The organism is Streptomyces sp. NPDC004658 (assembly GCF_040609555.1).
Taxonomy (GTDB): Bacteria; Actinomycetota; Actinomycetes; order Streptomycetales; family Streptomycetaceae; genus Streptomyces.
The window spans coordinates 17,963-29,089 of the sequence record NZ_JBEXKG010000103.1; the positions used below are offsets into that span (position 1 = coordinate 17,963).

Annotated in this window: 7 protein-coding genes and 1 pseudogene; 5 read left to right on the plus strand and 3 right to left on the minus strand. The window is 71.4% G+C overall.

Features of this window, described 5'->3' with window-relative positions; translation table 11 throughout:
* Positions 1–379: 379 nt before the first annotated feature.
* Entirely contained in the window at positions 380–2,296 is a 1,917-nt protein-coding gene (typA, locus tag ABZV94_RS28285; protein ID WP_356345162.1) for a translational GTPase TypA, read from the minus strand.
* Positions 2,297–2,469: 173 nt separating this feature from the next.
* Positions 2,470–4,791 carry an ABC transporter family substrate-binding protein gene (locus ABZV94_RS28290; RefSeq protein WP_356345163.1) on the minus strand — a complete coding sequence of 774 codons (2,322 nt, stop codon included), beginning with the start codon at positions 4,789–4,791 and terminating at the stop codon, positions 2,470–2,472.
* A 313-nt stretch (positions 4,792–5,104) separates the two neighbouring features.
* On the opposite strand from ABZV94_RS28290, the gene ABZV94_RS28295 reads away from it, so the two are divergent.
* From ABZV94_RS28295 to ABZV94_RS28310, 4 genes are read left to right on the plus strand one after another with little or no spacing between them, the layout of a single operon-like run.
* Positions 5,105–5,392 (plus strand): hypothetical protein, encoded by a 288-nt coding sequence (locus ABZV94_RS28295; protein WP_356345166.1) that lies wholly within the window; start codon positions 5,105–5,107, stop codon positions 5,390–5,392.
* A gap of 28 nt (positions 5,393–5,420) precedes the next feature.
* The gene (locus tag ABZV94_RS28300; protein ID WP_356345168.1) at positions 5,421–6,242 is read left to right on the plus strand and encodes a hypothetical protein; all 822 of its coding nucleotides are present in this window, start codon (positions 5,421–5,423) and stop codon (positions 6,240–6,242) included.
* Between the two features lie 23 nt (positions 6,243–6,265).
* Complete coding sequence (locus tag ABZV94_RS28305) at positions 6,266–8,197, plus strand: fumarate reductase/succinate dehydrogenase flavoprotein subunit (RefSeq protein ID WP_356345170.1); 1,932 nt, start codon at positions 6,266–6,268, stop codon at positions 8,195–8,197.
* Positions 8,194–8,967: a succinate dehydrogenase/fumarate reductase iron-sulfur subunit gene (locus ABZV94_RS28310; RefSeq protein ID WP_356345172.1), complete on the plus strand. Its 774-nt coding sequence runs from the start codon at positions 8,194–8,196 to the stop codon at positions 8,965–8,967. The genes ABZV94_RS28305 and ABZV94_RS28310 overlap by 4 nt, the downstream gene beginning before the upstream one ends.
* On the opposite strand, the gene ABZV94_RS28315 is transcribed toward ABZV94_RS28310, so the two are convergent.
* Positions 8,945–10,057: a hypothetical protein gene (locus tag ABZV94_RS28315; RefSeq protein WP_356345174.1), complete on the minus strand. Its 1,113-nt coding sequence runs from the start codon at positions 10,055–10,057 to the stop codon at positions 8,945–8,947. The genes ABZV94_RS28310 and ABZV94_RS28315 overlap by 23 nt on opposite strands.
* Positions 10,058–10,137: 80 nt before the next feature.
* Here ABZV94_RS28315 and ABZV94_RS28320 point away from each other — a divergent pair.
* A pseudogene (locus tag ABZV94_RS28320) lies at positions 10,138–11,127 on the plus strand (hypothetical protein); the annotation flags it as partial.

Sequence of the window (11,127 nt, forward strand, 5' to 3'; positions counted from 1 at the left end):
ATGACTTCACGTGTTCACCAACCGGTGAGGGTTTCCGTCTTCCCTCCGACACCCCTGACGGAGGGTCAGACACCCTCTGGTGCTCGTGAGTCGGCGCTGTCCCCACAGCGCGAGACCCATTGACCCGAGCGCTACGCGGCTAACTATCTGCCATGGGTCGACCACCGACCACTGCCCGTAGATCTCAATTCAGTCACAGCTCACGCCTACACCTTCCAAAATCTGGACAAACTGTTCGCCAGAAGAAGGCGCGAAACGGACTTGTTACATGGCTATCGGGCAGTGATCTCCGCATGTCGGACATGAGGCGCCAGAAAACGGGTTGCAAAAAGCCCGGGCTCCCCCACCGTGGGGGAACCCGGGCTCAGGTGTCCGGAAATCAGCTGTGCTTGGCGCGGCTCGCGGCGCGCGCCCGCTCCCGCTGGTCGAGCACGACCTTGCGGATGCGAACGGCCTCCGGGGTCACCTCGACGCACTCGTCGTCGCGGCAGAACTCCAGCGACTGCTCCAGCGACAGCTTGCGCGGCGGCACGATCGACTCGGTCACATCGGCCGTCGAGGACCGCATGTTGGTGAGCTTCTTCTCCTTGGTGATGTTGACGTCCATGTCGTCGGAGCGCGAGTTCTCGCCGACGATCATGCCCTCGTACACCTCGGTGCCCGGCTCCACGAAGAGCACGCCGCGCTCCTGGAGGTTCGTCATCGCGAACGCGGTGACGGCGCCGGAGCGGTCGGCGACCAGGGAGCCGTTGTTGCGGGTCTGCAGCGGGCCGGCCCACGGCTCGAAGCCCTCGTGGATGGAGTGGGCGATGCCCGTGCCACGGGTCTGCGTCAGGAACTCGGTGCGGAAGCCGATCAGGCCGCGGGAGGGGACGACCCACTCCATGCGGACCCAGCCGGAGCCGTGGTTGGACATGTTGTCCATGCGGCCCTTGCGCACGCCCATCAGCTGGGTGACGGCGCCCATGTGCTCCTCGGGCACGTCGATCGTCATGCGCTCCATCGGCTCGTACGTCTTGCCGTCGACCTCCTTGGTGACGACCTGCGGCTTGCCGACGGTCAGTTCGTAGCCCTCGCGGCGCATGGTCTCGACCAGGATGGCCAGCGCCAGCTCACCACGGCCCTGCACCTCCCAGGCGTCCGGACGCTCGGTCTCCAGGACACGGAGGCTGACGTTGCCGATCAGCTCGCGGTCCAGGCGGTCCTTGACCTGGCGGGCGGTGACCTTGCGGTCCTTGACGGCCGCCTTCTTGTCGGCGCCCTTGCCGGTGGCGCCGCGGCCGACCAGCGGGGAGGTGTTCGTACCGATCACCATGGAGATCGCCGGCTCGTCGACCTTGATCAGCGGCAGCGCGACCGGGTTCTCCGGGTCGGCCAGCGTCTCGCCGATCATGATGTCCGGGATGCCGGCGACCGCGCAGATGTCGCCCGGGCCCGCCTTCTCGGCCGGCTTGCGGGTGAGCGCCTCCGTCATCATCAGCTCGGAGATGCGGACGTTGCTGACCGAGCCGTCGCGCTTGATCCAGGCGACCGTCTGCCCCTTGCGCAGCTCGCCCTGCTCGACCCGGAGCAGCGCGATACGGCCGAGGAAGTTGTCGGCGTCCAGGTTGGTGACGTGCGCCTGGAGCGGGGCGCCCTCTTCGTAGGTCGGGGCCGGGATGTGCTCCAGGATGGTGGAGAAGAACGGCTCCAGGCTGGTGGAGTCCGCCGGGACCGTGCCGTTGTCCGGCTTGGTCAGCGAGGCGATGCCGTCACGGCCGCAGGCGTAGACGATCGGGAACTCGATCTGCTCCTCGTCCGCGTCCAGGTCGAGGAAGAGGTCGTAGGTCTCGTTGACGACCTCGTCGATGCGGGCGTCCGGGCGGTCCGTCTTGTTGATGCACAGGATGACGGGGAGCCGGGCCTGGAGCGCCTTGCGCAGCACGAAGCGGGTCTGCGGCAGCGGGCCCTCGGAGGCGTCCACCAGCAGCACGACGCCGTCGACCATCGACAGGCCGCGCTCGACCTCGCCGCCGAAGTCGGCGTGGCCGGGGGTGTCGATGATGTTGATGGTGATGGGCTCCCCGCCGTCCTTCGGGTGGTACTTGACCGCCGTGTTCTTGGCGAGGATCGTGATGCCCTTCTCACGCTCCAGGTCGTTCGAGTCCATGACGCGGTCGTCGACCTGGTCGAGCTGGTGGGCGGCGAAGGCACCGGCCTGCTTCAGCATCGCGTCGACGATGGTGGTCTTGCCGTGGTCGACGTGGGCGACGATGGCGACGTTGCGGATGTCGTGACGCGTAGAAAACGCAGTCATATTGTGGCGTACTCCCGGAGTGTGCGGACTGCCCTGCGCGTACGTCCGTGTCGCGCGGGCCCTGCCGGGCTGGACACGCCACGGCCTCACCCCATGGTACGTGGCCCCTGCCGCTGGAGCTCGCCGGGATACGTCGGTGCAGCTCAGGCCGCCTCCGACGCACCCGGCGGCGGCTATTTGGCCGGACTCGGCGAGACCTTCGCCCCCTTCTTCAGGAAGCCCATGTCCTCGTAGACCGGTGTCTGGAAGCCGAAGGCCCCCGCGTTGACCACGTTCTTGCGGACCCCCACCAGCTGAGGCCGCTGGTAGAGCGGGATCGAGCCGGCGACCGCCCAGATGCGGGAGTCGGCCTTGCGGATCAGGGAACGCGCCTCGTCCTCGTCGAGCGTGGCCTGGGCCTGGTCGAAGAGCTGGTCGACCTGGTCCGTGCCGACCCGCGTGTAGTTCTGCTCGACGTTCACCGAGCCGTCCGCCGCCGCGACCGGCTTGGCGTAGATGGGCCGGGCGTCCGTCGCCGGGAACGCGGAGGACGGCCAGGAGTACAGGGCGAGGTCGTAGTCGCCGGCGGCGACGTGGTCCTTGAAGTAGCTCTCGTCGGAGACCTTCGTGATCGTGGTGCGGATGCCGACCTGCTCCAGCATCGCGGAGATCCGCTCGGCGACCGAGTTCAGCGTCTCGGAGCCGGAGCCGGAGGGCAGGACGAAGCGCAGCGCGAGCGGCTTGCCGTCCTTGGCGAGCGGTCCGGCGGGCGCGGCGGCCGGGGCGGCCGTGCCCTGGGGGGCGTACGCGCCGGGCGCGCCGCCGTGCTTGCCCTCGCGCGCGAGGTGCTGGTCGGGGTGCTCGTGCTGGTCGCCGGCGGACTCGTGGTGCTTGCCCTTGCCGTCGCCGTCCGAACCGCCGTGGCTCCCGGCGCCGGGCCCGTCGTCGCGGCCCTTCTCGTCGTCGTCCTCCCCCACGATGTACTCGCCGTCCTTGCCGCCGTTCGACACGTCCTCGGAGGGGCGCTGGGGGCCGGCCGCCTTCTCGGCCTTCTTCTGCTCCTTCAGCGGGCCGCCGCGCACCCAGCCGGCGTCGGCGAGCAGCGCCTGCGCCTCCTTGGCGTCCTGGCCGCCGATCGCGCCGCTGCCGTCGGCGTAGGCGGCCTGCCCGGACAGGGCGAGGTGGCTGCCGACCGGTACGGCGGGCAGGCCGAGCGGGGTGAGCACCAGCCGGGCCAGCTCCACCCGGTCCAGGGCGCGGGCGACGGCCCGGCGGACCCGTTCGTCGGCGAGGGGACCGGTGGAGCCGTTGAGGGCGAGCTGGGTGTAGGCGGGCTCCAGGGACTTGCGGACCTCGACGTCCCGCAGCGCCTGCTGCTGCTCCAGGTACCGGGTGATCGCCTTGCGCAGCTTCTTCCTGCCGGCGTGCACCTGGTCGGAGTCGAAGCCGTGCGCGAGCGCCCAGTCGCGCAGCTTCTTCGCGGAGGTCTTGCCGCCGGCGCCCTGGAGTGGGGTGCCGGTGCCCTTCTCGCGGTGGGCGAGCCCGATCCGCTGGGCGTCGGCGGAGTCGATCTCGGCGAGGTCCACGCTGCCGTCGGCGAGGGCGGCGGCCCGCTTGTCGCGCGAGACGGCGTGCAGCACGATCTCGTTCAGCTTGGCGGGCTTCCCCCACCAGCGCGGGTTGCGGGTGAGGACGACGTCCTTCTTCGCGGTGTCGACCTTCTTGACCTTGAAGGGTCCGGCGGTGACGTTCAGCTTGCGCCGGGCGCCGTCGTTGAAGGCGTCCGGGGTGCCCATGACGTCCTTCGGGTACAGCGGGGAGAACAGCGACTTCCAGTCGGCGTAGGGGCGGGAGAAGGTGACCCGCACCTGGAGGTCGCTGGCGCCGCGCTCGATCTTGGCGATGCGGTCGTAGCCGGCGTTGCGGGCGGTCCAGAAGGCGCTGTTCTTGCCGGACAGGGCGCGCCACTGCGCGACGAAGTCGGCGGCGCCGATCTCCCGGCCGTCGGTCCACACGGCCTGCTGGTTCAGCTTGTACAGCACGACCTGGCGCGGCTCGGTCTCGATGACCTTGGCCGACTCCAGGTAGGCCGGGTTGGGTACCGGCCGGCCGGCCGCGTCCAGCCGGAACATGGACGGCAGCACGGCCTGGGCGACCCGGCCGGTACCGGCGTCGGCGTCGGCCTGGAAGGTGTTCAGGGTCTCCGGTACCTCGTCCACGGCCCACTTCAGGGTGCCGCCGTCGGCGACCTTGTCGCGGGCGACGAGAGCGATGTCCTGCGGTGCGAGGGGGGTCCCGGCCTCGTCGTCCTCGCCGCAGCCGGCGAGGAGGGGGACGGCGAGGGCGCCGGCGGTGAGGAAGACGAGGGCGCGCTGCACGTGCCGCCCACCGGGGCGCCGCGCTGTGCCGTCGTGCGGCTGCGGGTGCGTCGCGGCTGGTCGCGCCCCGCGGCAGAGCCGCCCGTCGATGGAGCCCCGTACCCCTTTGGGGCGCTGCCCGACGCCGTCGTAGGACATCTCTGCTACCTCCAGGAAGCCACGGGCCTTATGCTCGCATTTGTCGGTATATGGAACTGATCACGTTTGGCGGTATATGGAGCTGATCAGATCTATGCGGCCACTGAAGAGGAAAGGATCCGGCCACGGTGGGCGACACGGCGACGACGGCCGGTAAGCCCACCCGTGCGGCGCAACACACCGGGCGGTGCATCCGTACGCCTCGGCCAATCGCTGCACATCCCTTCACACCGGCGGGCGTGAGGCGCAACACTCCAAGGCGCATGAGCGTTGCCGCCCCTGACCGCCGGACCCGCGGAAGCGAGGGCAAGTCATGTCCGTGCACGACGACATCAACGCCGTCCAGCGCTGCCTCGACGACCTCAACCGGTCGGTGAGCCGCCTGGAACACCAACTCGGCAGCGGTCTGGAGATACGCCGGGTCCGCCTGGACGCCGACCATCTGCGTGAGAGCGTGGCACTGCTGCGGGAGGCAGCCGCGGCCCCGGCCACGCCACGCCGGCCCGACCTCGTCACCATCTCCGACGCGCCCTACGACATCAGCCTGTGGACGGACTCGGACGACGAGGGCCTGGGCGCCCGCGACCGCCGCGCCCCCTGACACACCCCCGAACCGACCGGAGTCCCCCTTGGCTACTGGTACGGAACCCCAACAGAACAGCGGCGGCGTACGCACCCCTGCGCGCGCCGCGATCGCCGCCCCGCACCTGCGGACCGACCGCTGGTGGCTGGCGCCCGCCGCCACCGCGGCCGGTCTGCTGGCCTTCGTCGTGTACTCGACCTGGCGGGCCTTCGCGAACGCCCACTACTACGCGGCGCCGTACGTCTCGCCGTTCTACTCGCCGTGCCTGGCGGAGAACTGCCGGACCATGCGCGCCGGGCCCAACGCCGACCTCTTCGGGAGCTGGTGGGGCATCTCCCCCGCCGTCATCATCCTGATCTTCCCGCTCGGCTTCCGGCTGACCTGCTACTACTACCGCAAGGCGTACTACCGGGCCTTCTGGGCGTCGCCTCCCGCCTGCGCGGTGGCCGAGCCGCACCGGACGTACACCGGCGAGACCCGCTTCCCGCTGGTCCTGCAGAACATCCACCGGTACTTCTTCTACGCCGCCCTGCTGGTGGCCGGCGTGCTGACGTACGACACCCTGCTGGCCTTCCGCGACGAGCACTACCGGTGGGGGCACATGGGGCTCGGCACCCTGGTCTTCCTGGCCAACATCGTGCTGATCTGGGCGTACACCCTCTCGTGCCACTCCTGCCGGCACATCGTCGGCGGCAAGCTCAAACACTTCTCCCGGCACCCGGTGCGCTACCGCGCCTGGCAGTTCGTCGGCCGGCTCAACGCCCGCCACATGCAGCTGGCCTGGGCCTCGCTGCTGAGCGTGGCGCTCGCCGACTTCTACGTCTACCTGGTCGCGTCCGGGGTCTTCGACGATCCGCGCTTCTTCTAGAGATCCAGTGAGGGACTGAACTGATGTCCGTGGTCGACCGGCAGGAGTGGGACGTCGTCGTGGTCGGCGCCGGGGGCGCGGGCCTCCGGGCGGCGATCGAGGCGCGCGAGCGGGGCGCCCGTACGGCGGTGATCTGCAAGTCGCTGTTCGGCAAGGCGCACACGGTGATGGCCGAGGGCGGCATCGCGGCGGCCATGGCCAACGCCAACGAGCACGACAGCTGGCAGGTCCACTTCCGCGACACCATGCGCGGCGGCAAGTTCCTCAACCAGTGGCGGATGGCCGAGCTGCACGCGCAGGAGGCCCCGGACCGGGTGTGGGAACTGGAGACCTGGGGCGCGCTGTTCGACCGCATGAAGGACGGCCGCATCTCCCAGCGGAACTTCGGCGGGCACGAGTACCCGCGCCTGGCCCATGTGGGCGACCGCACGGGCCTGGAGCTGATCCGCACGCTCCAGCAGAAGATCGTCGCGCTCCAGCAGGAGGACTTCAGGGAGACCGGGGACTACGAGTCCCGGCTGAAGGTCTTCCAGGAGTGCACGGTCACCCGGATCCTCAAGGACGGCGACCGCGTCTCGGGCGTGTTCGCCTACGACCGCGAGACCGGCCGCTTCTTCGTGCTGGAGGCGCCGGCGGTGGTCCTCGCGACCGGCGGCATCGGCAAGTCCTTCAAGGTCACGTCCAACTCGTGGGAGTACACGGGCGACGGCCACGCGCTGGCGCTCCTCGCGGGCGCTCCGCTGCTGAACATGGAGTTCGTGCAGTTCCACCCGACCGGCATGGTCTGGCCGCCGTCGGTGAAGGGCATCCTCGTCACCGAGTCGGTGCGCGGGGACGGCGGGGTCCTGCGGAACTCCGAGGGCAAGCGGTTCATGTTCGACTACGTCCCGGACGTCTTCAAGGAGAAGTACGCCGAGTCGGAGGAGGAGGCCGACCGGTGGTACGAGGACCCGGACAACAACCGCCGGCCGCCCGAACTCCTCCCCCGCGACGAGGTGGCCCGCGCGATCAACGCCGAGGTGAAGGCCGGCCGGGGCTCCCCGCACGGCGGGGTCTTCCTCGACGTGTCGACCCGGATGCCCGCCGAGGTCATCCGGCGCCGGCTGCCCTCCATGTACCACCAGTTCAAGGAGCTGGCGGACGTCGACATCACGGCGGAGGCGATGGAGGTCGGCCCGACCTGCCACTACGTGATGGGCGGCATCGCGGTCGACTCCGACACGGCGGCGGCACGCGGGGTGCCCGGGCTGTACGCGGCCGGCGAGGTGGCCGGCGGCATGCACGGCTCCAACCGGCTCGGCGGCAACTCCCTCTCCGACCTGCTCGTGTTCGGGCGCCGGGCCGGCTGGCACGCGGCCGAGTACGCGCAGGGGCTGGCCCGGCGCCGCCCGCCCGTGGACGACACCCAGGTGAACACGGCGTCGGCGGAGGCACTGCGGCCGTTCTCCGCCGAGGCGGAGGGCGAGGCGGGCCCGCCGGAGAACCCGTACGCCCTGCACCAGGAACTCCAGCAGGCGATGAACGACCTGGTCGGCATCATCCGCCGCGAGGGCGAGATGGAGCGGGCCCTGCACAAGCTGGCCGAGCTGCGGGTGCGGGCCCGGCGGGCCGGCGTCGAGGGCCACCGCCAGTTCAACCCCGGCTGGCACCTCGCCCTGGACCTCAGGAACATGCTGCTGGTCAGCGAGTGCGTGGCCCGGGCGGCGCTGGAGCGCACCGAGTCGCGCGGCGGGCACACCCGCGAGGACCATCCCCGGATGGACCGGTCCTGGCGCAACGTGAACCTGCTGTGCACCCTCGCCGACCCCACCGGCGGCCTCGCGGCGGCCGACCCGGCCCGCGGCCAGATCCGCCTCACCCGCGAGACCACCGAACCCATCCGCCCGGACCTGCTCGCCCTCTTCGAGAAGGAGGAGCTGGTCAAGTACCTCGCCGAAGAGGAGCTGTACGAGTGAGCAGCTACGAGGCCCGCTTCCAGGTGTGGCGGGGCGACGAACAGGGCGGTGGCCTTCAGGACTTCACGGTCGAGGTGAACGACGGCGAGGTGGTCCTGGACATCGTCCACCGCCTCCAGGCCACCCAGGTGCCCGACCTCGCCGTGCGCTGGAACTGCAAGGCGGGCAAGTGCGGTTCGTGCTCGGCGGAGATCAACGGCCGCCCGCGGCTGATGTGCATGACCCGCATGTCGGTCTTCGACCGGGCGGAGACGGTCACGATCACCCCGCTGCGTGCCTTCCCCGTGATCCGGGACCTGGTGACGGACGTCGGCTTCAACTACCAGAAGGCGCGGGAGATCCCGGCCTTCGTGCCGCCGCCTGGTCTCGGGCCCGGTGAGTACCGCATGTTCCAGGAGGACGTGGACCGCCCGCAGGAGTTCCGCAAGTGCATCGAGTGCTTCCTGTGCCAGAACACCTGCCATGTGGTGCGCGACCACGAGGAGAACAAGCAGGCGTTCGCCGGGCCGCGCTACCTGATGCGCGTCGCCGAACTCGACATGCACCCGCTGGACGCCGCCGCCGAGACCGGCCTGGACCGCGGACGCACCGCCCAGGACGACCACGGCCTCGGCTACTGCAACATCACCAAGTGCTGCACCGAGGTCTGCCCCGAGGGCATCAGGATCACCGACAACGCCCTGATCCCGCTGAAGGAACGCGCGGTGGACCGCAAGTACGACCCGCTGGTCTGGCTGGGCTCGAAGATCAGGAGGCGGTCGGGGGCGTAGCCGCCCAGTCCTCCCGGTACGCCCGCCAGTCCGCCTCGGTGGCCGCGAAGTCCACGTAGAGCGCGACGCCGAAGCGGGCCCGGTCGGCGTCCGTACGGCTCAGACCGAGGCGGACCCCGCGCACGGCGGCCGGGACCGTCTCGGCGTGCGCCCAGTGCCCGAACCGGTTCTCGTGGTAGAAGGGCAGGCCCATCAGCAGGTCGGTGCTCTCGGGGGTGACCTCCAGGGCGAGGCTGGTCTGCTGGGCCACATAGCCGCCGTACAGGCTCTGCAACGGCTGCATGGTGTCGTACGACATGACGGCGATCTGGTCCACACGGCGGGCCACCTGCCCGAAGTACGCCTGCGACCACCACTTGGGGTGGCCGGTGGTCGTACCCCAGAAGGAGTGGAAGGCGGGCAGCGGGTCGATCTGGTGGGCGGCGACGGAGAGGACGGCGCCCCGGGCGTGGGTGAGGCCGCGCAGGTCGTCGAGGAGGGACAGGTAGTCGCGGTCGCCGGAGTGCAGCGGTTCCAGGTCGAAGTGGGTGCCCTCGAAGCCGGCGGCGAGGATGCGCCGGGCCGAGGTGACGACCGCCGCCCGGGTCGCGGCGCGCTCCAGGCGCAGGCCGTCCGGGCTCTCCGTGGCCAGCTTGTCGCCGAGCCAGGCCTGGACGCGGACGCCGGGGAGTTCCCGGTGGACGGCCGCGATCAGCCGGCGGGCCTTCGGGTACGCCGACGCGGGCAGGGTCCCGTCGTGTTCGAGCGGCCCCGCGTGGACGTACAGATCGCGGATGCCGGTGCCCTTCAGGCGGCGGGCGAGGGCCTGGACGTCCCGGTCGGTCTTGCGCCCGTCCACCCAGGCGTGCCCGAGCCAGAGGGCGTCCTGGTGCCGGGTGCGGGTGCCGGGGGCCGGATCGCCGGTGTAGTTGAGCCGGAGCGCCGTCTCGGCGGTGAGGACGGGGAGCAGGAGCAGGGCGGCGAGGGCGGCGGCGATCCGCAGGAGGCGGCGTCTGCGGGGGCGGGTGCGGGGGGCGGGCCCGGTGCCGGGGTCGTCCGGGTGAGGGCGGTCCGGCTCCGGGTGGTCCTCGTCCGTCCGGTTCTCGTCCATCCCGCCCCCCTGTCCGCCTGGTCCCCCACCCGTATCCATCCCGCTCGCGGAGCCGTCTACCTGCCCATACGCTCCGAAATGTGACGTCCTCCCTGATCCGGGGCCGACCCCGGCGGGCCACCGCGCGCATACGGGCGCGATTGGCTCATGCCGTGCTGGGCGCCCTGGTGGGAGCCGGGTGGCTGGTGCTGCCCGTGATGACGGTCGATGCCCGTGATCCGGTTCCCGTGGCCCCCGTCGGCACGGTGGCGAGCGCCGGCGCGCCGCAGCAGGACGAGACGTCGGCCACGGACCTCGTGCTGCCGCTCGTCGCCGGGGTGGCGGCCCTCGCCCTGGCCGGCTACGGCTATCTGCGGCGGACCCGCCGGGCGCGGACCCGGACGACCCCGGGGACCGTCCCGGCGCACCCGGCCGTGCCCACCCCGGCCGACTCCGAACGCCAGGCCCGGGCGGCACTGCGGCTGGCCGACGACTGCGTACGGACCAGCCGGGAGGAACTGTCCTTCGTCCGGGAACGGTTCGGGGACCAGCGGACCGAGCCGTTCACGCACGCGCTGCGGGCCGCCGAGACCGAGCTGTCGGCGGCGTTCGCGATCTGGCGGCGCTACGAGCAGGGCGTCCCGGAGGAGGCGGGCGCCCGGCGCCAGGCGCTGGTCGGGGTGATCGGCCGCTGCGCGGAGGCCGGGCGCCGGCTGGACGCGGAGGCGGAGGCGCTGGACCGGCTGCGGGGCCTCACGGCGGACGAGGAGGGGCTGCGCACGGCGCTGGGGCTGGCCGAGGAGCGGTTCCGGGAGCTGGCGGCACGCACGACGGCCGCGCAGCGGACCCTGGCGGTGCTGCGGGAGCGGTACGCCCCCTCGGCCTTCCGGTCGGTCACGGGGTACGTCGAACAGGCCAAGGACCGGCTGGTGTTCGCCGGCGCACGGCTGAACGAGGCCAGGCAGGCCGCCGATGCGGGCGAGACAGGGCGGGCCGTGTGGCAGCTGCGCGCGGGCGAGGGCGCGGTGGCCGGGACGGGGGTGCTGGTCGGCGGGGTGGAGCGGCTCGCGGCGCACCTGCGGGAGGCGGCC

Bases quoted from the DNA above. Each gene is read 5' to 3' on its own strand.
- typA (WP_356345162.1), bottom strand. From the start codon at position 2,296: ATGACTGCGTTTTCTACGCGTCACGACATCCGCAACGTCGCCATCGTC.
- ABZV94_RS28295 (WP_356345166.1), top strand. From the start codon at position 5,105: ATGTCCGTGCACGACGACATCAACGCCGTCCAGCGCTGCCTCGACGAC.
- ABZV94_RS28315 (WP_356345174.1), bottom strand. From the start codon at position 10,057: ATGGACGAGAACCGGACGGACGAGGACCACCCGGAGCCGGACCGCCCT.
- ABZV94_RS28290 (WP_356345163.1), bottom strand. From the start codon at position 4,791: ATGTCCTACGACGGCGTCGGGCAGCGCCCCAAAGGGGTACGGGGCTCC.
- ABZV94_RS28305 (WP_356345170.1), top strand. From the start codon at position 6,266: ATGTCCGTGGTCGACCGGCAGGAGTGGGACGTCGTCGTGGTCGGCGCC.